This window comes from Agrococcus jejuensis (assembly GCF_900099705.1).
In the GTDB taxonomy this organism is placed as follows: domain Bacteria; phylum Actinomycetota; class Actinomycetes; order Actinomycetales; family Microbacteriaceae; genus Agrococcus; species Agrococcus jejuensis.
The window spans coordinates 2,677,930-2,698,465 of record NZ_LT629695.1 but is presented as its reverse complement, the minus strand read 5'-3'; the positions used below and the strand labels follow the sequence as shown (position 1 = coordinate 2,698,465).

The 20,536-nt window shown below is 73.2% G+C and carries 21 protein-coding genes; 7 read left to right on the top strand and 14 right to left on the bottom strand.

The window, feature by feature from the left end:
• Nucleotides 1–5: 5 nt before the first annotated feature.
• Complete coding sequence (gene ilvA, locus BLQ67_RS12645) at nucleotides 6–1,253, bottom strand: threonine ammonia-lyase (protein WP_092505583.1); 1,248 nt, start codon at nucleotides 1,251–1,253, stop codon at nucleotides 6–8.
• Nucleotides 1,250–2,401: an AI-2E family transporter gene (locus BLQ67_RS12640; protein ID WP_092505581.1), complete on the bottom strand. Its 1,152-nt coding sequence runs from the start codon at nucleotides 2,399–2,401 to the stop codon at nucleotides 1,250–1,252. Before BLQ67_RS12640 ends, ilvA begins: the two co-directional genes overlap by 4 nt.
• A gap of 95 nt (nucleotides 2,402–2,496) precedes the next feature.
• Here BLQ67_RS12640 and BLQ67_RS12635 point away from each other — a divergent pair, with 95 nt between their 5' ends.
• Nucleotides 2,497–3,705: a winged helix-turn-helix domain-containing protein gene (locus BLQ67_RS12635; protein ID WP_092505579.1), complete on the top strand. Its 1,209-nt coding sequence runs from the start codon at nucleotides 2,497–2,499 to the stop codon at nucleotides 3,703–3,705.
• Nucleotides 3,706–3,716: 11 nt separating this feature from the next.
• On the opposite strand, the gene BLQ67_RS12630 is transcribed toward BLQ67_RS12635, so the two are convergent.
• From BLQ67_RS12630 to BLQ67_RS12620, 3 genes are read right to left on the bottom strand one after another with little or no spacing between them, the layout of a single operon-like run.
• The gene (locus BLQ67_RS12630; RefSeq protein ID WP_092505577.1) at nucleotides 3,717–4,079 is read right to left on the bottom strand and encodes a hypothetical protein; all 363 of its coding nucleotides are present in this window, start codon (nucleotides 4,077–4,079) and stop codon (nucleotides 3,717–3,719) included.
• 24 nt (nucleotides 4,080–4,103) lie between these two features.
• Entirely contained in the window at nucleotides 4,104–5,399 is a 1,296-nt protein-coding gene (locus tag BLQ67_RS12625) for a D-arabinono-1,4-lactone oxidase (protein WP_092506934.1), read from the bottom strand.
• Between the two features lie 24 nt (nucleotides 5,400–5,423).
• A complete protein-coding gene (locus tag BLQ67_RS12620; RefSeq protein WP_092506933.1) occupies nucleotides 5,424–6,569 on the bottom strand; it encodes an alanine racemase in 1,146 nt (381 codons plus the stop codon).
• Between the two features lie 192 nt (nucleotides 6,570–6,761).
• Between BLQ67_RS12620 and BLQ67_RS12615 the strand changes: the two genes are divergently transcribed.
• The gene (locus BLQ67_RS12615) at nucleotides 6,762–8,258 is read left to right on the top strand and encodes an MFS transporter (RefSeq protein WP_092505575.1); all 1,497 of its coding nucleotides are present in this window, start codon (nucleotides 6,762–6,764) and stop codon (nucleotides 8,256–8,258) included.
• 76 nt (nucleotides 8,259–8,334) lie between these two features.
• Complete coding sequence (locus tag BLQ67_RS12610) at nucleotides 8,335–9,285, top strand: alpha/beta hydrolase family protein (protein ID WP_092505573.1); 951 nt, start codon at nucleotides 8,335–8,337, stop codon at nucleotides 9,283–9,285.
• 144 nt (nucleotides 9,286–9,429) lie between these two features.
• Here BLQ67_RS12610 and BLQ67_RS12605 read toward each other — a convergent pair whose 3' ends face one another.
• From BLQ67_RS12605 to BLQ67_RS12585, 5 genes are all read right to left on the bottom strand, one after another.
• Nucleotides 9,430–10,866 (bottom strand): NAD(P)/FAD-dependent oxidoreductase, encoded by a 1,437-nt coding sequence (locus BLQ67_RS12605; RefSeq protein ID WP_092505571.1) that lies wholly within the window; start codon nucleotides 10,864–10,866, stop codon nucleotides 9,430–9,432.
• Between the two features lie 70 nt (nucleotides 10,867–10,936).
• Nucleotides 10,937–11,431, bottom strand: coding sequence for a DUF501 domain-containing protein (locus BLQ67_RS12600; protein ID WP_092506932.1), 495 nt, complete (start codon nucleotides 11,429–11,431; stop codon nucleotides 10,937–10,939).
• 69 nt (nucleotides 11,432–11,500) lie between these two features.
• Complete coding sequence (locus BLQ67_RS12595) at nucleotides 11,501–12,049, bottom strand: FtsB family cell division protein (protein ID WP_092505570.1); 549 nt, start codon at nucleotides 12,047–12,049, stop codon at nucleotides 11,501–11,503.
• 19 nt (nucleotides 12,050–12,068) lie between these two features.
• On the bottom strand, nucleotides 12,069–13,349 hold the full coding sequence (gene eno / locus BLQ67_RS12590; RefSeq protein WP_092505568.1) for a phosphopyruvate hydratase: 1,281 nt from the start codon (nucleotides 13,347–13,349) through the stop codon (nucleotides 12,069–12,071).
• 75 nt (nucleotides 13,350–13,424) lie between these two features.
• Nucleotides 13,425–14,672: a histidine--tRNA ligase gene (locus BLQ67_RS12585; RefSeq protein WP_092505566.1), complete on the bottom strand. Its 1,248-nt coding sequence runs from the start codon at nucleotides 14,670–14,672 to the stop codon at nucleotides 13,425–13,427.
• A 75-nt stretch (nucleotides 14,673–14,747) separates the two neighbouring features.
• Between BLQ67_RS12585 and BLQ67_RS12580 the strand changes: the two genes are divergently transcribed.
• Nucleotides 14,748–15,497, top strand: coding sequence for a Pr6Pr family membrane protein (locus BLQ67_RS12580; RefSeq protein ID WP_092505564.1), 750 nt, complete (start codon nucleotides 14,748–14,750; stop codon nucleotides 15,495–15,497).
• Here the strand turns inward: BLQ67_RS12580 and BLQ67_RS12575 are convergent.
• The gene (locus tag BLQ67_RS12575) at nucleotides 15,452–16,402 is read right to left on the bottom strand and encodes a GTP-binding protein (protein ID WP_157674838.1); all 951 of its coding nucleotides are present in this window, start codon (nucleotides 16,400–16,402) and stop codon (nucleotides 15,452–15,454) included. The genes BLQ67_RS12580 and BLQ67_RS12575 overlap by 46 nt on opposite strands.
• A gap of 60 nt (nucleotides 16,403–16,462) precedes the next feature.
• On the opposite strand from BLQ67_RS12575, the gene ykgO reads away from it, so the two are divergent.
• The 3 genes from ykgO (at nucleotide 16,463) to BLQ67_RS12565 (ending at nucleotide 18,943) form a co-directional block, all read left to right on the top strand.
• The gene (ykgO, locus tag BLQ67_RS12570; RefSeq protein WP_092505560.1) at nucleotides 16,463–16,585 is read left to right on the top strand and encodes a type B 50S ribosomal protein L36; all 123 of its coding nucleotides are present in this window, start codon (nucleotides 16,463–16,465) and stop codon (nucleotides 16,583–16,585) included.
• Between the two features lie 58 nt (nucleotides 16,586–16,643).
• Nucleotides 16,644–17,345 carry a Pr6Pr family membrane protein gene (locus BLQ67_RS16635; protein WP_172802329.1) on the top strand — a complete coding sequence of 234 codons (702 nt, stop codon included), beginning with the start codon at nucleotides 16,644–16,646 and terminating at the stop codon, nucleotides 17,343–17,345.
• Nucleotides 17,346–17,473: 128 nt separating this feature from the next.
• Nucleotides 17,474–18,943 (top strand): HNH endonuclease signature motif containing protein, encoded by a 1,470-nt coding sequence (locus BLQ67_RS12565; protein ID WP_172802328.1) that lies wholly within the window; start codon nucleotides 17,474–17,476, stop codon nucleotides 18,941–18,943.
• Between the two features lie 29 nt (nucleotides 18,944–18,972).
• On the opposite strand, the gene BLQ67_RS12560 is transcribed toward BLQ67_RS12565, so the two are convergent.
• The 3 genes from BLQ67_RS12560 to BLQ67_RS12550 are packed head-to-tail and all read right to left on the bottom strand — an operon-like array spanning nucleotide 18,973 to nucleotide 20,535.
• Nucleotides 18,973–19,350 carry a hypothetical protein gene (locus tag BLQ67_RS12560; protein ID WP_092505556.1) on the bottom strand — a complete coding sequence of 126 codons (378 nt, stop codon included), beginning with the start codon at nucleotides 19,348–19,350 and terminating at the stop codon, nucleotides 18,973–18,975.
• Between the two features lie 52 nt (nucleotides 19,351–19,402).
• Nucleotides 19,403–19,849 carry a hypothetical protein gene (locus BLQ67_RS12555; protein ID WP_092505554.1) on the bottom strand — a complete coding sequence of 149 codons (447 nt, stop codon included), beginning with the start codon at nucleotides 19,847–19,849 and terminating at the stop codon, nucleotides 19,403–19,405.
• On the bottom strand, nucleotides 19,846–20,535 hold the full coding sequence (locus BLQ67_RS12550; protein ID WP_092505552.1) for a MazG family protein: 690 nt from the start codon (nucleotides 20,533–20,535) through the stop codon (nucleotides 19,846–19,848). The genes BLQ67_RS12555 and BLQ67_RS12550 overlap by 4 nt, the downstream gene beginning before the upstream one ends.
• Nucleotide 20,536 lies beyond the last annotated feature (1 nt).

Below are 20,536 nucleotides of genomic sequence, written 5' to 3'. Positions count from 1 at the left end.
CGGGGTCAGACCTCGTGCGGCTCGTAGCCCGCACGACGCAGCGCGGCGAGCAGGCGCTGCGCGTGCTCGGGGCCGCGCGTCGTGACCGACAGCTCGATCGCGACGTCGTTGATCTGCGTCCACTCGTTGTGGCGCGTGTGCATGACCTCGACGACGTTCGCCTGCTCGTCGGAGAGGATCTGCGCGATGATCGCGAGCTGGCCGGGACGGTCGGGCAGGTCCATGCGGATGCGCAGATACCGCTGCGACGCCACGAGGCCGCGGCCGATGACGCGCTCGAGCACCATGGGGTCGACGTTGCCGCCCGACAGGATCGCGACGGTCGAGCCCGCATCCCGCACCGCACCCGTCATGATCGCGGCGGTCGTCACGGCGCCAGCGGGCTCGGCGACGAGCTTCGCACGCTCGAGCAGCGCGATGATCGCGCGGGCGATGTCGTCGTCGGCGACCGTGACGACGTCGTCGACGCAGGCGCGGATGATCTCGAACGGCAGGTCGCCTGGCCGCGCGACGGCGATGCCGTCGGCGATCGTCGGGAGCGTCTGGATGGTCGTGGGGCCGCCGTGCGCGAGCGACGGCGGGTAGGCGGCGGCACCCTCTGCCTGCACGCCGATCACGCGGATGTCGCGGCCGAGCTCGGCGGCGCGCTGCTTGGCGGCCGACGCGACGCCCGCGGCGAGGCCGCCGCCGCCGATCGGCACGAGGATCGTCTCGACGTCGGGCTGCTCGTCGAGGATCTCGAGGCCGAGCGTGCCCTGGCCGGCGATGATGTCGTGGTGGTCGTACGGCGGCACGAACGTGGCGCCGGTCTCGGCGACGTGCGCGATGGCCGCCTGCAGCGCCGTCTGGAAGTCGAGGCCGCGCAGCTCGATGCGAGCGCCGTAGTCGCGCGTCGCCTGCACCTTGGGCAGCGCGGCGCCCATGGGCATGAAGATCGTCGACTGGATGCCGAGCTCGGAGGCCGCGAACGCGACGCCCTGCGCGTGGTTGCCCGCCGAGGCGGCGACGACGCCGCGCTCGCGCTGCTCGGGCGTGAGCTTCGACAGCATGTTGTACGCGCCGCGCAGCTTGTACGCGCCGGTGCGCTGCAGGTTCTCGCACTTGAGGTGCACGGTCGAGCCGAGCATGCCCGACAGGTGTCGTGAGAGCTCGAGCGGCGTGCGCTGGATCGCCGCCGCGACCGTGACCTGGGCCTCGCGGAACTCCGCGAGCGTGGGGCCGGGGATCGTGCCCAGCGCGTCGAGCGACGTCATGCGTTCGGGACCTCCGAGAACGTGGTCGGTCGAGGATTCGTGCGCCACGAGCCCGTCGCGACGGTCTTGATCGCCACGTTGAGGAAGGCGACGACCGGCACGGCGAAGAGCGCGCCGGGGATGCCTGCGACGATCGAGCCGCCGGCGACGGCGAGCACGACGGCGAGCGGATGCACCTTGACGGCCGTGCCCATGATGAACGGCTGCAGCACGTGCCCCTCGATCTGCTGCACGAGCAGCACGATGCCGAGCATGATGACCGCCGGGATGGGCCCGAGGGCGATGAGCGCGACGAGCACCGCGATCGTGCCGGTCGCGATGGCGCCGACGACGGGGATGAACGACCCGAGGAACACGAGCACCGCGATGGGCACGACGAGCGGCATGCCGCCGTAGAAGAGGCCGAGGATGAACGCGCCGAGGCCGATGCCGACGGCGTCGATCGCGGCGACGACGAGCTGCACGCGCACGAAGTTGCCGAGCGTGACCCAGCCGGCGCGTGCGCTGCCGTCGACGGCCGGTCGGGCGCGGCGCGGGAAGATGCCGACGATCCAGCGCCAGATGCGGGCGCCGTCGAACAGCAGGAAGATCGTGGCGAAGATCGTGAGCAGCAGGCCGACGACGAGGTGGCCCAGCGACGAGCCGACCGACAGCGCGCCCGAGAGGATCTGCTGCGTGTCCTGCTGGATCGCCTGCACGAGCGCGTCGGTGTAGCGCGAGATGTCGCGCTCGGTGAGGTGCAGGGGCGACTCGAGCAGGAACTGCCGCAGCCCGGCGTACGAGTCGATCGCGCGCTGCTGCAGCGCGGGATAGCCGTCGCGGATCTGCGAGACCGCGAGCCAGAACAGCGCGGTGACGACCGACAGCAGCAGCACGACGGCGAGCGCGACCGCGAGGCCGCGGGGCCAGCGGTGCCGCTGCAGCCACTCGACGAGCGGGATCATGAGCGCCGTCAGCAGGGCCGCGACCATGAGCGGGATGACGATGATGCGCAGCTGCGCGATGAGGAAGAGGACGACGGCGAGGGCCGCGGCGACGACGAGCAGCCGCCACGACCAGGCGCTGGCGATCTTCAGCGCGGGCGGCACGGCGTCGGCGGTCGGGCGCACGTCGACGTCGCGTCGCTCGCGCCCGCCGAACAGCCTCATGGGGGTCGAGCCTAGCGACGCGGGTGCCCCGATCGGCACATGCGTCCGCTGTGCGCGCACGATGGGCGTCGGAGGGTCGCCGTAGGGTCGGATGCATGGCTCGAGCACGGCTGTCGGCGGCGGAGGCACGACGCATCGCATTCGCGGCGCAGGGCTTCGGCGCTCCCCCGCCCGTCGTCGGCACGCGACAGCTCTCCGGCGCGTTCGCACGGCTCGGGCTGCTGCAGCTCGACACCGTCAACGTCTTCGAGCGCAGCCACTACCTGCCGATGCTCGCGCGCCTCGGCACGTACGACCGCGCCCTGCTCGATCGGCTCGTGACGCACGACCGCAGGCCGCGCGTGCTCGGTCGCACGACGGAGCTGTGGGCGCACGAGGCGGCGATCGTGCCGGTCGACGACGTGCCGCTGCTGCGCTTCCGCGCCGACCGGTTCCGCGCGAAGCACGCGGCGTGGTTCGACGCCCACGCGACGCTCGTCGCCGAGCTGCACGCCATCATCCGCGACCGCGGGCCGTCGACGGTCGGCGAGCTCGAGCATCCGGCGAACGTGCGCGGCCCTGGCGGCTGGTGGGACCGCGGCGACGCGTATCACGCGGTGCACGCGATGTTCCGGGCCGGCGAGCTCGTCGTGCTGGGCCGTCGGCGCTTCGAGCGCGTGTACGACGTCGCCGAGCGCGCGCTGCCCGCGACGCTGCAGCACGTCGTGCCCGAGGAGGAGGCGACGGTCGAGCTCGTGCGGCGCGCGGCGATCGCGCTCGGCGTCGGCACGGTCGACGACCTGCGCGACTACCACCGCCTCGCCTACCTCGCCGATGCGAAGCGGGCCGTGGAGCAGCTCGTCGACGCGGGCGAGCTGCTGCCCGTCACGGTGGCCGGCTGGGGTGCGCCCGCCTATCTGCACGCGAGCCAGCGCATCCCGCGCAGCATGGATGCGACGGCGCTGCTGTCGCCGTTCGACCCGATCGCGTGGCATCGGCCGCGCGCGCTGCGCATGTTCGACTTCCACTACCGGATCTCGATCTACACGCCGCCCGAGGAGCGCGAGCACGGCTACTACGTGCTGCCCGTCGTCGTGGGCGACGAGATCGTGGGGCGCATGGACCTCAAGAGCGATCGGCGCGCGGGCGTGCTGCGCGTGCAGCACGCGCACGTCGAGCCGGCGTTCGCCGACCGCTCGGGCGAGCTCGCGGCGCGCATCGCGCCGCGCGTGCACGAGGCCGCGGCGTGGCAGGGGCTGGGCGCCGTCGACGTGACGGGGCCGGGCACGTGGGCGGCCGACGTGCGGGCGGCGCTGACCGTCTGAGGGCGGCCCGACTAGAACGCGATGCGGGGCGGCTCGGCCGTGCCGCCGCCCGACTCCTCGTATGCGGCTGCGGGGATGCGGCCGGCGAACATCGACGTCGGGAAGCGCCGGCGCAGCGCCTCGCCCTCGCGCGTCGCGGCATTGCTCGCGCGGCGGGCGGCCTGCACGGCGTCCTCGGCCGCGGCGACCTCGGTGCCCGTCGCCGCGTCGCGCTGCGTGCGGGCGGTCGCGAGCGCGGCGCGCGACCGCTCGATCTCGGTGACGGCGCGCCCCACCTTGCGGGCGCCGAGCACGATCCACACGACGAGCGCGAGCACGATGACGGCCACAGCCGCGCCGACGATCGTGAAGGTCAGGGTCACGGGATCGATCATGCGCACCACGCTACCGGCGACGCGTCAGCCGATCGTGCGGCGCAGGTACGGGTTGTCGAACGTGCGATCGGGGTCGAGCCGGTCGCGGATGACGCGGAACGCCGCGAGCGTCGGCAGCCGCAGCTCGAGGTCGGCGGCGGTCTGCGTGTGCAGCTTGCCCCAGTGCGGGCGGCCGTCGTGGTCGAGCAGGATGCGCTCGACCTCGGCGAAGTGCTCGCGCGGGTCCTCGCGCCAGTAGCGGTGCACGGCGAGGTAGCCGGTCTCGCGGCCGTGGGCCGTCGACAGCAGCGCGTCGTCGGCGGCGACGGCGCGCACCTCGACGGGGAACGTGATGCGCCAGCCGCGGCGCTCGACGAGCGCGCGCATGGCGCGGAACGCGCTCGGCACGGCGTCGAGCGGCATGCCGTACTCCATCTCGCGGAAGCGCACACGGCGCGGTGCGACGAAGACCCGGTCGGAGCGGTCGCGCACCTCGGGGCCGGCGAACTGCGTCGCGGCGATGCGCGCGATGCCGGGCGCGAGCGCCGGCACGGACGACGCTGCCCCGCAGAGCGCGCCCCACGCGCCATTGGCGAGCAGCTCGCGCTCGGCGAGGTGGCGGATGCGGCCGGGGCCGATGCGCGGGGCGTCGGCGGGTCCGCGCGTGCGCGTCATCGTGATGGCGCGGTCGGTGCCGTGGAACCAGTACCACTCCATGTGGTCGGCGCCCGCCGCGCGCTCGCGCCACGCCTCCAGCACCTCCTCGAGCGGCTCGACGCGCTCGACGGCGTGGAGCGTGAACGCGGGCACGCAGCGCAGCGTGACGTCGACGAGCACGCCGAGCGCGCCGAGGCCGAGGCGCACGGCGGGCAGCAGGTCGGCGTGCTCGGTGGCGCTCACGCGCAGCACCTCCCCCGTGCCGGTGACGAGCGTCGCGGCCGCGATCGTGGCGCCGATGGAGCCGAACGCGAGGCCCGTGCCGTGCGTGCCCGTCGAGACGGCGCCCGCGATGGTCTGGCGGTCGATGTCGCCCATCGACTCGAACGCGAGGCCGTGCGGGGCGAGCAAGTCGCCGACGGCATGCAGCGGCGTGCCGGCGGCGAACGTCGCCTCGCGCGTCGCCGCGTCGACGGCGAGGAGGCCCGAGAGGCTCGCGAGGTCGAGCTGGATGCCGGGCGCGACCGCGACGGCCGAGAACGAGTGGCCGGCGCCGATGGGCTTCACGCGCAGCCCGCGCTCGTGCGCCGAGCGCACGATGCCCGCGACCTCCTCGGCGTCGACCGGGGTGAGCACGGCGGTGGGCGTCGAGCGCTGCGACCTGCCCCAGTTGCGCCAGATCATGCCGTGCGCCACGTCACGCGCGCCTCATCGGAACGTGCGGCCCTCGCCGCGGTAGGTCGGGATCGTGTCCACGACGTCGCCGCCGTCGACGACGTGCAGCGCATCCACGTGCTCGGCGACCTCGCCCGCCTTCGCGTGGCGCATCCAGACGCGATCGCCGATGCGCAGGTCGCGCGCCGCGGCGCCCTGCACGGGCGTCTGCACCTCGCCGAAGCCCTCGCGCGCGAGCGTGCGCAGGCCCGTCGGCCACGCGATCGTCGGCTGCCGGTCGGCGCCGACGGGTCCCGAGGCGATCCATCCGCCCGACTGCAGCGTCGCGACGTCGGCCGTCGGGCGGCGCACGACCGGCAACGCGAAGCCGAGGGCGGGCGCGGGCTGGAAGCCGCGGTAGCCGTCGAAGAGGCCGGGCCCGAAGAGGCCGGAGCCGGCGGCGACCTCGGTGACGGCGGGCTCGGCGCTCGTGCGCTCGAGCGAGCCCGTGCCGCCGCCGTTCACGAACTGCAGGTCGGCGACGGCGCGCACGCGGGCGACGGCGTCCGCGCGACGCTCGGCGAGCTCGGCGGCCGACGCGCGCTGCATCGCGCGCACGACCGGGCTGCCCGCATCCCCCACGCCCGCGATCTGCCCCTCGTACGCCATGAGCCCCACGAGGTCGAAGCCGGGCCGGTCGGCGACGACGCGCGCGAGCGCCTCGAGGTCGGCGACGGCGTGCACGGGTGAGCGGCGCGGGCCGATGTGCCCGAGCGGGCCGCGCCACGACGCATCCAGCTCGATCGCGACGCGGATCGTCGCCCGCGCGCTCGGCGCGACGACGGCGTCGACGAGGTCGAGCTGCGCGGGGTCGTCGACCATGATCGTGACGCGCTGCGCGAGCGCCTCGGATGCTCCGAGCGCGGCGAGCGCGGCACGGTCGACGCTCGGGTATCCCACGACGACGTCGTCGCACGTCTCGGCCAGCCACAGCGCCTCGGGCAGCGTGTACGCGAGGATGCCGCGCCAGCCCGGCTGCGCGAGCACGGCGTCGAGCACGGCGCGGCAGCGCACCGACTTCGACGCGACGCGGATCGGCACGCCCGCCGCGCGGCGCACGAGGTCGGCGGCGTTGGCGGCGAGCGCCGGCAGCGACAGGGCGGCGAGGGGCGCGTCGAGCCCCCGCGTCGCCGCATCCATCGACGGCCAGTGCGCGGCGGCGTCGAACGGCGACGCGGAGGCGAGGTCGAGCACCCTCGCACCCTACGCCCGCGCGCCCCTACTCCTGTCGCCAGCGCCCGGTCAACGCCCCGCCGCGCATCCGTGCCCTCCCGATAGGACAGACGAGGACGCCGCTGCCCGGCGACGCCCGCCGAGAGGACGGGGAGACGCATGTCGCCGACGAGCGCGAAGCCGAAGGAGCACCGGTCGCTGGTGCCGGCCCGGATGGACCGGCTGCCGTGGTCGCGGTTCCACTGGATGATCGTCGTCGGCCTCGGGTTCTCATGGATCCTCGACGGCCTCGAGGTGCAGATCGTCGCCGCGAACGGCTACGCGCAGACGCTCGGCATGGATGCGGCCCAGGTGGGCCTCGCGGGCACGTTCTACCTGCTGGGGCAGGTGTTCGGCGCACTGTTCTTCGGCAGGCTCGCCGACCGCCTCGGCCGCAAGAACCTCTTCCTCATCTCGCTCGGCGTCTACCTGCTGGGCTCGGCCATCGCGGGCCTGTCGTTCGCGCCGTGGTTCTTCTACCTGTGGCGCTTCGTCGCCGGCGCCGGCATCGGCGGTGAGTACGCGGCCATCAACTCCGCGATCGACGAGATCATCCCCGCCAAGTACCGCGGTCGCGTGGACATCGCCATCAACGGCACCTACTGGGGTGGCGCGGCGCTCGGCGCCGTCGCATCCTCGGTGTTCCTGAACACCGACCTCTTCGCGCAGGACGTCGGCTGGCGCCTGTCGTTCTTCATCGGCCCCGTGCTGGGTCTCGCGCTCATCTACCTGCGTCGGCACATCCCCGAGAGCCCCCGCTGGCAGATGACGCACGGTCGCGAGCAGGAGGCGGAGCGGGGCGTCGACGACATCGAGGAGCGCATCCGCGCCGAGGGCAAGCAGATCCCCGACGTCGACGAGTCGAAGGCCATCACGGTGCGCGAGATCGGCCGCGTGCCCTTCCTCACGATCGCGAAGGTGCTGTTCCGCGAGTACCCGCGCCGCACGTTCGTCGGCGTGACGATGATGGTGACGCAGTCGTTCCTCTACAACGCGATCTTCTTCACGTACGCGCTCGTGCTCGAGAACTTCTACGACACCCCGCCTGCGACGGCCTCGCAGTACTTCATCGCCTTCGCGGTCGGCAACCTCACCGGTGCGCTCGTGCTCGGTCGGCTCTTCGACACCTGGGGCCGGCGGCGCATGCTGTTCGGCACGTACGTGCTCGCCGGACTCATCCTGCTCGTCTCGGCGTTCCTCTTCCGCGAGGGCGTGCTGGATGCGACGACGCACACGATCTTCTGGTGCGCCTCGTTCTTCTTCGCGTCGGCAGGCGCATCCGCCGCCTACCTCACGGTCTCGGAGATCTTCCCGCTCGAGCTGCGCAGCCAGGTCATCTCGTACGTCTTCTCGATCGGACAGCTGGTCGGCGCTGCTGCCCCGGCCCTCTACGGCGCGCTCATCGGCGACGGCACCGACCGTGACCCGCTCTTCTGGGGCTACGTGCTCGGGTCGTGCGTCATGATCGCGGGCGGCGTGATCTGCGGCATCTTCGGGGTGAGCGCGGCCGGGCGGTCGCTCGAGGACGTCACGTCGCCGCTCTCGCTCGTGCAGGAGGCCGAGGAGGGCGTGACGCCCGACGACGCCGAGCCGGGATCGTCGCGCCGCAGCGACTGACCGGTGCGGAACGCCCCGGGGGACGATCCTGGACGACCTCTGTGCGCGGGCCGAATGCGCTGATAGCGTGCCTATCATGCGCGCCAGCGCGAGCGTCGTCGACGACGCCCATGAGCTCCACGCGGTCGTGCCCACCGAGATGGGCGACCTCAACGCGATCATCCGCGTGCCCGACGGGACGCCCCTCCCCGGCCTCGTGCTCGTCGACGGATCGGGCGACGGCGACCGCAACGCGTGGGGTGGGCGACCGACCTGGCTCGCCGACGCCGGCGCCGTCGTCCTGCGCCACGACAAGCCCGGCTGCGGCGGCTCGCCGGGCGACTGGATGGCGCAGACGCTCGACGACCGCGCCCGCGAGACGCTCGACGCCGTGCGCACGCTGCGCGGTCGGCCTGCCACTGCGGGGCAGCCCGTCGGCCTCTACGGCGTGAGCCAGGGCGGCTGGGTCGCGATGCTCGCCGCCGCGATGGAGCCCGCCGCCATCGACTTCGTCATCGTGCAGTCGACGCCCGCGACGACGCCGGCCGCGCAGGAGCGCGACCGGCTCGAGCGCACCCTGCGTCGCGAGGGCTTCGAGGGGCACCAGCTCGACGACGCGATGGCGTGGGTCGACGAGCGCGCGCGGCTCGTGACGAGCGACGCGCCGATCGCCGACGTCATCGCCGTGCAGCAGACCCATGCGCGCGAGCCCTGGTACGCGCCGACGCTCTACCCGTACGACGATGCGCCATCGCTGCGATTCCTGCGCGGCATCCTCGACTTCGATCCGGCCGACGTGCTGCCGCTCGTGCGGTGCCCGCTGCTCGTGCTGCTCGGCGCTGCCGACCCGATCATCCCCGTGCGCGCGAGCATCGAGGGCTACTCGCGGCTGCTGCCGCCCAACGCCCGCTCGGGCGCGGCGGTGCTGCCGGAAGCCGACCACGGGCTCTTCGTGGCCGAGCCGATCGAGGGCGTCGACCGCCGTTCGCAGCTCGCGCCCGGTTACCTGCCGCTCGTCGCGTCGTTCCTGGCCGAGCAGCGACGCTGAGACGCGGCCCGCGCGGGCAGGATGTGACGCTCAGCGAGCCCTCGAGGGAAGATCGCCCTCGGTGCGCCGCTGAGCGTCACATCCGGCCGGACGCGACGAAGGGCCGGCACCTCGCGGTGCCGGCCCTTCGTCGTCAGGAGCGGATCAGGCCTTCGACTCGGCCTTCTCGTCGGCGGCGTCGGCCGCGACCTTCTGCTCGGCAGCGGTCGCCGGCTCGACGGCCGGGGCAGCCTTCGGCGCCTCGACGGCGTCGGCTGCGGGCTTCGGACGCGAGGCGAACTCCTCGAAGACCTCGCGCGGCGTCTCGCGCATGGCGAGCTGCACGTCGTCGCGGCCCAGGAAGAAGTTGTTCCACCAGCCGCCGAACACGCGCAGCTTGCGCTCCCACATGGGGATGGCCATGCCGTGGTAGCCGCGGTGCGCCATCCAGGCGAGCGGACCGGTGAAGCCGATCTTGCCCTTCTGGAACGCGCCCTGACCGAGGCCGAGGCCCGCGACGGCGCCGAGGTTCGAATGCACGTAGGCACGGGTGCCCTCGCCGCGCAGCGAGCCGACGATGTTCTTCGGCAGCAGCTTGCCCTGGCGCACGGCGTGCTGCGCGTTGGGCACGCAGAAGCCGCCGGGGCCGGGCGTCTTCGAGACGTCGGGCACGGCCGAGACGTCGCCTGCGGTCCACGCGTGGGCCACGACCTCGTCGCCGTCGACGACCTGCAGGTGCGTGTTCGCCGCGACGCGGCCGCGCTCGTCGAGCGGCAGTCCCGTCTTGCGCACCATCGGATTGGCCATGACGCCGGCCGTCCAGATGATGAGGTCCGACTCGAACGTGTCGCCGGTCGAGAGCTCGATGACGCCGTCGACGGCCGACTTCAGCTGCGTGTCGAGGTGCACGTGCGCGTCGCGCGCCTCGAGCTGCGCGATGACCTTCTTCGCCGTCTCGAGGCTGACCTCGGGCATGATGCGGCCCATCGCCTCGATGAGGTGGAAGTGGATGTCGTCCATGACGATCGACGGGTACAGCTCGACGAGGCTCGTCGCGAGCGAGCGCAGCTCGGCGAAGACCTCGATGCCCGCGAAGCCGCCGCCGACGACCGTGACGGTGAGCAGGCGCGTGCGCTCGGCACCCTCGGGCAGCACGGAGGCGCGGGCGAAGTTCGCGATGAGGCGGTCGCGCACGGCGGCAGCCTCCTCGATCGTCTTCATGCCGATCGCGACGTCGGCGACGCCCGGGATCGGGAAGGTGCGCGAGACGGCGCCGGCCGTGAGCACGAGCTCGTCGTACTCGAGCTGGAACTCGTCGCCGTCCTCGGGCGTGACCGTGGCGACCTTGGCCGTGTGGTCGATCGCCGTGACGCGGGCGGTGATGACGGCGGTGCGCTTCAGGTGCTTGCGCAGCGAGACGACGGAGTGGCGGGCCTCGATCGAGCCGGCCGCGACCTCGGGGAGGAACGGCTGGTACGTCATGTACGGCAGCGGGTCGACGACGGTCACCTCGGCCTCGCCACGACCGAGGATCTTCTCGAGGCCGCGTGCGGTGTAGAAGCCGGCGTAGCCACCGCCGACGATGAGGATGCGAGTGGTCACGATGCAGTAGCTCTCTTGCTCGGGAGGGGTTGCGACAGCACTGACGATGCTACTCCTGCTGGCGAGCGGCTCAGGACGCGCCCTCTACCGCATCCGCCTCGCCCGCCGCCGTGGGGCGGCTGCACGTGCAGGTCTCGGGCTGCCAGTCGCTCATCGCGAGGGCGGCGTCGCCGATGGGGTTGACGCCCGGCCCGGCCGCGAGGCTGTGGGCGAGGAGCGCGTGCAGGCACTTGACGCGCGTCGGCATGCCGCCGGCGCTGATGCCGTCGATCTCGGGTACGTCGCCGTGCTCGGCGCGCTCGGCGAGGAACGCCTCGTGCGCCCGCTGGTAGGCGGCTGCGACCTCGGGGTCGGCGAGCCGCTCCTGCAGCTCGACCATGGCGCCCGCGGCCTCGAGGCGCGACATCGCGATGGTCGCGTCGGGATGCGTGAGGTAGTGGAACGTGGGGAACGGGGTGCCGTTCGCCAGTCGCGGCTTCGTGACGACGACGGCGGGCTTGCCGCAGCCGCAGCGCGCGGAGACGCCGATGACGTCGCGCACGGGTCGGCCGAGCTGCTCGGTCATCGCCTGGATGTCGGCGTCGGTGGCGTGCTCGATCACGAGGTGCTCCAAGGAAGGGGGGATGCGCGCGGCTCAGCGCGCGTCGAGCGGCGTGCCCGACGTGAGGTCGTCGGCGCCGGCGTCGGTGAGGCCAGCGAGCACGACCGAGGCGATGCCAGCCTGCACCCAGTCGCCCTGGGACTCGACGAGGTCGGTCGTGAAGGCGGGCGCCTGCTCGACGGACTCGGCGGGGCCGCGGTCGTCGATGACGACGTAGGCGGTCTCGCCCGGGTAGACGTAGAAGAGGCGGTCGCGTGCCTGCGCCTCGATGTACGCGGGGTCGTCCCACTGGGCGACCTGGTCGCCGAGGTCGTCGACCGAGTCCTGCTGGTCGGCGACCTGCTGCTGCAGGTCGGCGATCGTCTGCCGCTGCTCGAGCAGCAGGCCGATCGACGGCGCGAGCGTGAAGGCGCCCACGACGACGAGGCTCGCGACGACGAGCAGCGTCCACGACACGCGCAGGCGGCCGACCTGCGCATCCGACGCACGGCGCGGCTCGGCGCCGCGGCGCTCGGCACGAGCCCTCGCCGTGGAGGCGAGGGCTCGTCCGAGGCCGCGGATGCCGCCGGGCCGGTCGTCCATGGGGCTCAGGCTACGAGCCTCAGCCCTGGAAGCGCGGGAACGCCGCGGCGCCGGCGTAGACGGCGGCCTCGGCGAGGTCCTCCTCGATGCGCAGCAGCTGGTTGTACTTCGCGACGCGGTCGGAGCGCGCGGGGGCGCCCGTCTTGATCTGGCCGACGTTGAGGGCGACCGCGATGTCGGCGATCGTCGTGTCCTCGGTCTCGCCCGAGCGGTGCGACAGCACCGACGCGTAGCGCGCCGCCGTGGCGATGCGCACGGCGTCGAACGTCTCGGTGAGCGTGCCGATCTGGTTGACCTTCACGAGCAGCGCGTTGCCCGCGCCCTTCGCGATGCCCTCCGAGAGGCGCTCGGGGTTCGTGACGAACAGGTCGTCGCCGACGAGCTGCACCTTGTCGCCGAGCAGCTCGGTGATCTGCGCCCAGCCGTCCCAGTCGGACTCGTCGAGCGGGTCCTCGATCGTGATGAGCGGGAACGACGCGACGAGGTCGGCGTAGTACTCGGCCATCTCGGCGCTCGTGCGCGACTGACCCTCGAACTGGTAGGCACCGTTCTCGTAGAACTCGCTCGCGGCGACGTCGAGGCCCAGGGCGATGTCCTTGCCCGGGGTGAAGCCGGCCTTCTCGATCGCGCGCACGAGCAGCTCGAGCGCCGCACGGTTCGTGGGCAGGTCGGGGGCGAAGCCGCCCTCGTCGCCGAGGCCCGTCGACAGGCCCCCCTCGTTGAGGATCTTCTTGAGCGTGTGGTACGTCTCCGTGCCCCAGCGCAGCGCCTCGCGGTACGTGGGCGCGCCGATCGGCAGGATCATGAACTCCTGGATGTCGACGCCGGTGTCGGCGTGCGCGCCACCGTTGATGACGTTCATCATCGGCACGGGCAGCACGTGGCCGTTGGGGCCGCCGAGGTAGCGGAAGAGCGGCAGCGCAGCCGAGTCGGCGGCGGCCTTCGCGACGGCGAGCGAGACGCCGAGGATGGCGTTGGCGCCGAGGCGCGACTTGTTCGCGGTGCCGTCGAGCTCGATGAGCGTCTGGTCGATGATGCGCTGGTCGTCGGCGGCGAGGCCCTCGATCGCGTCGGCGATCTCGCCGTTCACGAACTCCACGGCCTGCTCGACGCCCTTGCCGAGGTAGCGGTCCTTGTCGCCGTCGCGCAGCTCGTAGGCCTCGAAGGCACCGGTGGATGCGCCGGACGGCACGGCGGCGCGGCCGACGGCGCCGTCGGAGAGCAGCACCTCGACCTCGACGGTCGGGTTGCCGCGCGAGTCGAGGATCTCGCGGGCGAGCAGTGCGTCGATGGATGCCACGTGGGACTCCTTGCTTGGGGTGGTGGTGTCTCTCTCGCGGGTCTCGCACCAGCCTGCGCGTGACCCGATGAGAGCCTACGTCGTCGGGTCTGCGGGGCGCACCGGCTGGACGTCGAGCGCGCCCGCGGGGTCGGCGTCGGCACGCAGCGTCAGCACGTGCGTGGCGCCGGATGCGGCGAGCGCGTCGAGCACGCGCGCGACGTTCTTCGTGCGCTTCGCGACGCGCACCGCGCGGCCCGAGGCGACGATGCGGCGCTTCGCCGCGACGAGCTGCGCGGGCGTGACGTCGCGGTCGTGCAGGATGCCCACGACCTCCTCGTCCGCATCCGCCGACAGGTCGACGAGGTCGATGAGGCGCTCGAAGCCGAACGAGATGCCCGCGGCCGGCACGTCGGTGCCGAGGAAGCGGCCCACCATGCCGTCGTAGCGGCCGCCGCCGCCGATCGAGTACGGCACGGCCGGGTGCGCGATCTCCATGATCACGCCCGTGTAGTAGCCCATGCCGCGCACGAGCGACGGGTCGAGCTCGAGGCGCACGCCGAGGTCGGCGGCGTCGACGGCCAGCAGGGTGCGGATGGCCTCGGTCGCCTCGTCGGGCAGGTTCGACCAGTCCCCCGCCGCGACCGCGTCGATCTGCGCCAGCACGGCGGCGCCGTCGATGCCGTGGCCGTCGAGCTCGGTCGCGACGCCGTTGCGGCCGATCTTGTCGAGCTTGTCGATCGTGATGAGCGCGCCGTCGCGTGCACCGTCGGCGACGCCCGCGGCCTCGAGCATCGCGTGCAGGATGCGGCGGTCGTTGACGCGCACGAACGCGTCGGCGAGGCCGAGGCGCTGCAGCGCGTCGCCCGTCGCGGCGACGAGCTCGAGCTCGGCCTGGATGCCGGGCTCGCCGACGATGTCGATGTCGCACTGCACGAACTGGCGGTAGCGGCCGGCCTGCGGGCGCTCGGCGCGCCACACCGGCGCGATCTGGATCGAGCGGAACACCGTGGGCAGCTCGGCGCGGTTCGTCGCGTAGTACCGGGCGAGCGGCACCGTGAGGTCGAAGCGCAGGCCGAGGTCGTTGAGGTCGGCCGGGCTCTCGGCGCCGCGCAGGTCGTCGACCGTGAGGCCGCGGCGCTGGATGCCGAACGCGAGCTTCTCGTTGTCGCCGCCGAGCCCGGCATGCAGACGCTCCGCGAGCTCGACGACGGGCGTCTCGATCTCCTCGAACCCGTGGTCCGAGAACGCGCCCCGGATGACGTCGGCGACGTGCGCACGGCGACGCTGCTCGGCGGGGAGCATGTCGCGCATGCCGCGGGGAGGGTTCACCTGGGATGCCACGTGCTCCATCCTCCCGCATCCCGCATCCGACCCGCGCCGTCTGCGGAGCCGCCGAGACCTTGCAAGGATGGAGGGATGGCCTTCCGCCTCCGCAGACCGCTCCTGCGCGACCACGGCGTCGCGTCGCAGCTGCTGCGGCTCGCGATCGTCGGCATGGTCGTGGCGGCGGAGGCGCGGCGCGTGGGCGTGCTGCTCGACCTGGGCGCCTCGCTCGTCGTGCACTTCTCGTACTTCACGACGCAGGCGAGCGTGCTGTCGGGCGTCGTCGCCATCTGGCTCGTGGCGCAGCCCGCGACGCATCGCCCGGCGTGGTTCGACTGGCTGCGCGCGGCCGTGACGACGTGGGTGCTGCTCGCGGGCGTCACGTACGTGACGGTGCTCGAGCCGGGGTCGTTCCTCAACCCGGCGGAGCCGTTCCAGAGCCTCGTGCAGCATCAGCTCGTGCCGCTCGCGATGGTGCTCGACTGGGCGCTGACGCCCGGTCGCACGCGCACGAGGCGGCGTCGCGCGTGGACGTGGCTCATCTACCCGGCGATCTACGCCGTCGTCGCCGTCATCGTCGCGCAGCAGATCGGCGCGTGGCTCTACCCGTTCCTCAACCCCGTCGCGGCCGACGGCTGGCTCGGCGTCGCCGTGCAGACGACGGGCGTGCTCGGCATCCTCATGGGGCTCGTCGTGCTCGTGGCGCTGCTCGGGCCACCCGGGTCGGGGCCGACGACGCGGCTGCGCACGCGGGATGCGGGCCCCGCCGTGCCGCCCGAGGACCAGGCCGCGCCGGCTCAGCCGGTCGAGGCCGGCGTCCACGCCGGCAGCGGATCCGCGTAGCGGGCCCACGCATGCGGGCCTGCGGCGAGCTCGTCGTCGGTGAGCGCCGCCGCCGCGAGGATCGCGGCGACGCCTGCGTGATCGAGGTCGACGCCGATGATCGCGAGGTCCTGGCCGAGCGCGAGCGGGTCGTCGGGGTCGGTCTCGAGCGCGTGCACCGCGAACGAGCCGGCCGCCTGATCCCACCACCCCGTGCGCCCGGGCCGGGTCGCGAGCGCCACGAAGCCGGCCGAGCGCACGACGACGCCGTGCCGACCGCTGCCGAGCGCCTCGAGCGCGGCGACGAGGCGGGCGGGATGCAGCGGGCGCACGTGCTCGAAGCGCATCGCGGCGACGCGCGGGTCGGTCATGTGCGGGTCGTGGTCGCCGTTCAGCACGCACGTCCACCCCGGATGGTCGTGCACGGCGCGGATGCGCGTGCCGGCGGGCGGGTCGACGACGCCGCGGTCGAGGCGCAGCCGCGCCCTGGGCGCGACGTGCGCGACGAGCGCCATGATCGTGCTGAGCATCGGGGTGTCGATGGGGTGCCAGCCGACGATCGTCGCGATGGTGGCCTGCTCGAGCTGCTCGACGAGCCGCTGGGCGCGGCCGCAGCCGCACGGCGGCCCGCCGTCGAGGCCGAGCAGCCGCACGAGCGTCGGGGCGTCGACGACGCATTCGATCGCGCCGGGCTGGTCGGCGTCGGCGAGCATCCCGACGACGTGCATCGGCTGCACGTCGGTGGGCACGTCGACGACGACGCCTCCCCCGGGCACGAGCGCCTCGGCGATGCCGTCGATCGCGGCGTGCTCGATCGCGAGCGCGGGCACGAGCGGCGTGCTCGTGGCGGCGGCGAGCCTCGTGGCGTGCCGTGCGCGCACGTCGTCGCTCACGCCGAGGACCATGACGGCGACGTCGGGATGCATGCTGGCTCCACCTGCTTTACTGATAACCGTTCTCATCATGACACGGAATCGGAGGCACTCGTGAAGGTGCGCGCATCCCTCAAGTCGCTCGCGAAGCAGCCCGGCGCGCAGGTCGTGCGCCGCCGCGGCACGGTCTTCGTCATCAACAAGCGCAACCCGCGCATGAAGGGCCGCCAGGGCTAGGCGCGAGTCGGGGTGCGCGTGACGCGGCGATCGCCGTCGCGCGTGCCACGATGAGCGCATGATGACGACGACGTCGCGAGGACTCACCGACCGCTCGACGCTCGTCGTCGCGCTGCGCACCACCGTGCTGCTCGCCGGCATCTCGGCCGAGGTCTGGAACCTCGTGACCGTCGCCGGCGAGGGCGAGCGCATCAGCGAGCACCTCGGCTACTTCACGGTGCAGTCGAACCTGCTCGTGCTCGCGGTCGTCGCCTGGATGCTGCTGCGCCCCGAGGGTCGGCCGCGCTGGTTCGACGCCCTGCGCGGCGCCACGACGGCGTACATCGTGCTCACGGGCCTCGTGTGGGCCGTGCTGCTCGCGTCGCCCGAGGAGGCGCTGGGCTTCACCGTCGAGTACCCGAGCTTCGTGCAGCACCGGCTCATCCCGGTGCTCATGGCGCTCGACTGGCTGCTCGTGCCGACGCAGCGGCCGCTGCGCGTGGGCCGCTGCATCCCCGCGTGGATGGCGTACCCGATCGCGTACCTCGCGCTGTCGTGGGTGCGCGGCGGGCTGCTCGACGGATGGATCCCCTACCCGTTCCTCGACCCGGCCGTGCACGGCGGCATCGGCGAGCTGGTCGTGCCGACCGGGCAGGTGCTGCTCGCGTTCGTCGTGGGCATCGCGCTCGTCGCGATCGTCGGGCGGGCGCGCTGGCGGCCGCGCGAGGGTCTCGAGCGGCCGGTGCCGCGCATCGGGGTCGGGGCGTCGGCCTCGGACTGACGCGACCGATCCCCGATCGGTGCAGGACACCTGGAATCGGGTCGCCTTGCGTTGTCCACAAGAGCCCGATCCTTCGAACATATCTTCGATTCGATGGTATACTGGAGGCATCGGAAGGCGGTGTCGGGATGCGCGATCAGGGGCAGGTCGAGACGGGAGTCGTCGACGCGCTGATCGCCCTCGAAGCCTCCTTCGCGTCGCTGCCCGACGCCGAGCTGCTCGTCGCGATCGATGAGCTCGCTGCTCGCCGCCGCGCCATCGACGCCGCGATCGTGCGCGCTGCCGCGGAGGCCGCCGCGAGATCGGACCACCGGCCGGCCGACGAGTCCCTCGTGCGCTGCGCGGGCTACGGCTCCGTCGAGCGGATGCTGCAGGCGAAGATCGGCGTGCGCTGGTCGGAGGCGAAGCAGCTGCGTGCCGTGGCGTCGGCGACGAGCGAGATGGTCGCGATCTCCGGCGGCACGATCCCCATCCGGTACCCCGAGGTCGCGGCAGCGCTGGCACAGGGGTGGCTGTCGGTGCCGCAGGCGCACGCGATCACGTCGGGCCTCGACAAGCACCACGGTCGCGCGTCGGCGGAGGACGTCGAGGATGCGGAGCGCCTCCTCGTGTCCGTCGGCTGCGGCACGCACGTCGACGATGTCGAGCCGGCCGTCCCCGAGACGCTGACCGTGTTGGCGAAGCGGTGCCTCGACCACATCGACCCCGACGGCGACGAGCCCCGGTACGAGCAGCAGCTCGCCGACCGCTACCTCGCCTTCACCAGGTCGAGTCGTGGCGGGTACGACATTCGCGGGCACTGCACCGACGACCAGCAGGAGGTCATCGCGGCGTGCTTCGACGCGGAGGTCAAGCCGCGCCGAGTCGTGTTCGAGGACGCGTGCGGCGCGACCGACGAGCCCGTGCTCGATGCGGACGGCAACCCGATCGAGCAGCCCATCGACGACCGCACGATGGAGCAGCGGCGGCTCGACGCGTTCGTCGCGATCGTGAACCGGCACGCGGAGGCGTCCGCGCCGCGGATCTGCGGCGAGGCGCCCACGCTCACGATCACCGTCGCCGCCGACGTCCTCGCCGGGCAGCCCGCGACGACGCTCGAGGACCTCCCGACCCTGTCCCGCACCGGCGAGACGGTGCCGGTCTCGATCGCCGCCCGATACCTCTGCGACTCCTTCGTGCAGATCCTCGTGCAGGACGACGCCGGTCAGCCGCTGCGGATGGGCCGCAAGCGGCGCCTGTTCTCCAAGTCCCAACGCCGCGCGATCGTCGCTCGCGACCGCCACTGCCGAGCCCCCGGCTGCACCGCGCCGCCGGGATGGTGCGAGACGCACCACGTCACACCGTGGTCGTACGGCGGCGACACCGACGTCGACAACGGCATCCTGCTCTGCCAGCACCACCACACCGAGCTCCACCGCGGTGCCCTCACGATCACGCGCGCACCGCAGCCGACGATCACCGAGCCCGCCGACCACCCCACCGACCCGTCGACACCGCCGACCACACGTGGCCGCCGACCACGCACCCGGCCCCGACGCTGGCGCGTCACCTCTGCCTACCCCAGGCGGCACCGCACCCGCACACCCCTGCGCAGGTGATCGCGGCCCGCAACCCGCGAGCCGCCGACTCAGTCGTCGGGCGTCGAGAGGTCGCGGCGCTCGGGCAGGTCGTGCTCGGGGCGCGCGGCACGGCGCATCTCGTCGGCGCGGAGGCGCGCGTCGGTGCGCAGGCGCGACCAGTACGGCAGGGCGCGCAGCTCGGGATCGACCAGCCCGACCGCCCACGGCGCGCAGACGAGCGCGACGACGGCGGCGACGGCCGTCGCGACGAGCATGACGAGCAGCGGCTGCGACGCGAACGCGAGCACGACGATGGCGCCGCCGAAGGCGACGAGGATCCAGGCCAGCCCGATGCCGTTGCGCGACAGCCGCGTGCGGCCGAGCAGCAGCAGGCCGCCGAGCGCGACGCCGCCGACGACGGCGAGCAGCACCTCCAGCCACGGCATCCGCGCCTCCCCCGTTCGGTCCACCGACCCTAGCGAGCGCGCCCGGGCGCCGTCAGCGCGAGCCAGCCGCCGCGAGCAGCACGAGGGCGAGGCCGACGAGATGGCACACCATCGGCCACCACGAGTGCAGCCACCGCGCGACGCGCGTCTCGGGCAGCCCCGCCAGGTCGACGCCCGAGAGGTTCCTGCCGACGAAGATCGGTCGCACCTGCATGAGCCGCCCCGCGCGCTCGCGCTGCTCGAGGTCGGGCGATGCCGCCGCTGCGGCGATGCCCCGGCGATACCACCACACGGTGCCGAACGTCAGACCCACCCAGGTCGCGATCCACAGGAGCGCGGGCGCGGCCAGCAACGTCGCCGGCGGCGTGTGGATCGATCCCGCGAGCACCGAGGCGACGATGAGCACCGCCACGAGCACGAGCAGGCCGCACGTCGCGATCCACACGACGAACGCCGCGTGCGCGCGCATCGTGAGCGCTCGCGCTCGCTCGGGCGTCATGCCTCGGCGGTGCGCGCGGCGCGCTCCTGCGCCCGCAGCGCCGCGTCGCGGTCACGCACCGCGAGGCGCAGCGCACGCTCGGCGTCGAGGCCGTGGGCGCCCGCCTGCTCGACGATCGCGAGCAGCGCGGCGCCGAGCTCGGCCTCGGTCGCCGGCGCGGCAGTCGAAGCCTCGGGCGGCGTCACGAGCCCGCCCTTGCGCGCCCGCTGCAGCGTCTTCTGCGCGAGCGCCAGCGCGGGCAGACCCGGCGGGATGCCGTCGAGCGCGCTCTCGCGCTGCGACTTCTCGGCCTTCTTCAGCGCATCCCACGACGCCACGACGTCGTCGACCCCCGACACCTGCGCGTCGCCGAAGACGTGCGGATGCCGCGAGCGCATCTTCTCGGCCGTGTCGCGCGCGACGTCGGCGACGTCGAAGCCCTCGTCGACCGCGGCGATGTCGGCGTGGAAGAGCACCTGGTAGAGCACGTCGCCGAGCTCCTCGCGGATGCCCGCGACGTCGCCCGACTCGATGGCGTCGACGAGCTCGTAGGCCTCCTCGACGAGGTACGTCACGAGGCTCTCGTGGGTCTGCTCCGCATCCCACGGGCAGCCGCCCGGCCTGCGCAGCCGCGCGACGACGTCGACGAGCTCGCCGAACGCCTCCGCCGCACCGGGCACGGCATCCGTCGTCGCGTCGTCGGTCACG

Bases quoted from the DNA above. Each gene is read 5' to 3' on its own strand.
- BLQ67_RS12575 (WP_157674838.1), bottom strand. From the start codon at position 16,402: ATGCATCCCGACGTCGCCGTCATGGTCCTCGGCGTGAGCGACGACGTG.
- BLQ67_RS12600 (WP_092506932.1), bottom strand. From the start codon at position 11,431: ATGACCGAGCAGCTCGGCCGACCCGTGCGCGACGTCATCGGCGTCTCC.
- BLQ67_RS12555 (WP_092505554.1), bottom strand. From the start codon at position 19,849: ATGACGCCCGAGCGAGCGCGAGCGCTCACGATGCGCGCGCACGCGGCG.
- BLQ67_RS12630 (WP_092505577.1), bottom strand. From the start codon at position 4,079: ATGATCGATCCCGTGACCCTGACCTTCACGATCGTCGGCGCGGCTGTG.
- BLQ67_RS12620 (WP_092506933.1), bottom strand. From the start codon at position 6,569: ATGGATGCGGCGACGCGGGGGCTCGACGCGCCCCTCGCCGCCCTGTCG.
- ilvA (WP_092505583.1), bottom strand. From the start codon at position 1,253: ATGACGTCGCTCGACGCGCTGGGCACGATCCCCGGCCCCACGCTCGCG.
- BLQ67_RS12595 (WP_092505570.1), bottom strand. From the start codon at position 12,049: ATGGACGACCGGCCCGGCGGCATCCGCGGCCTCGGACGAGCCCTCGCC.
- BLQ67_RS12635 (WP_092505579.1), top strand. From the start codon at position 2,497: ATGGCTCGAGCACGGCTGTCGGCGGCGGAGGCACGACGCATCGCATTC.
- BLQ67_RS12640 (WP_092505581.1), bottom strand. From the start codon at position 2,401: ATGAGGCTGTTCGGCGGGCGCGAGCGACGCGACGTCGACGTGCGCCCG.
- BLQ67_RS12615 (WP_092505575.1), top strand. From the start codon at position 6,762: ATGTCGCCGACGAGCGCGAAGCCGAAGGAGCACCGGTCGCTGGTGCCG.
- BLQ67_RS12560 (WP_092505556.1), bottom strand. From the start codon at position 19,350: ATGCCGTGGCTGGAGGTGCTGCTCGCCGTCGTCGGCGGCGTCGCGCTC.
- BLQ67_RS16635 (WP_172802329.1), top strand. From the start codon at position 16,644: ATGATGACGACGACGTCGCGAGGACTCACCGACCGCTCGACGCTCGTC.
- BLQ67_RS12580 (WP_092505564.1), top strand. From the start codon at position 14,748: ATGGCCTTCCGCCTCCGCAGACCGCTCCTGCGCGACCACGGCGTCGCG.
- BLQ67_RS12565 (WP_172802328.1), top strand. From the start codon at position 17,474: ATGCGCGATCAGGGGCAGGTCGAGACGGGAGTCGTCGACGCGCTGATC.
- BLQ67_RS12610 (WP_092505573.1), top strand. From the start codon at position 8,335: ATGCGCGCCAGCGCGAGCGTCGTCGACGACGCCCATGAGCTCCACGCG.
- BLQ67_RS12625 (WP_092506934.1), bottom strand. From the start codon at position 5,399: ATGATCTGGCGCAACTGGGGCAGGTCGCAGCGCTCGACGCCCACCGCC.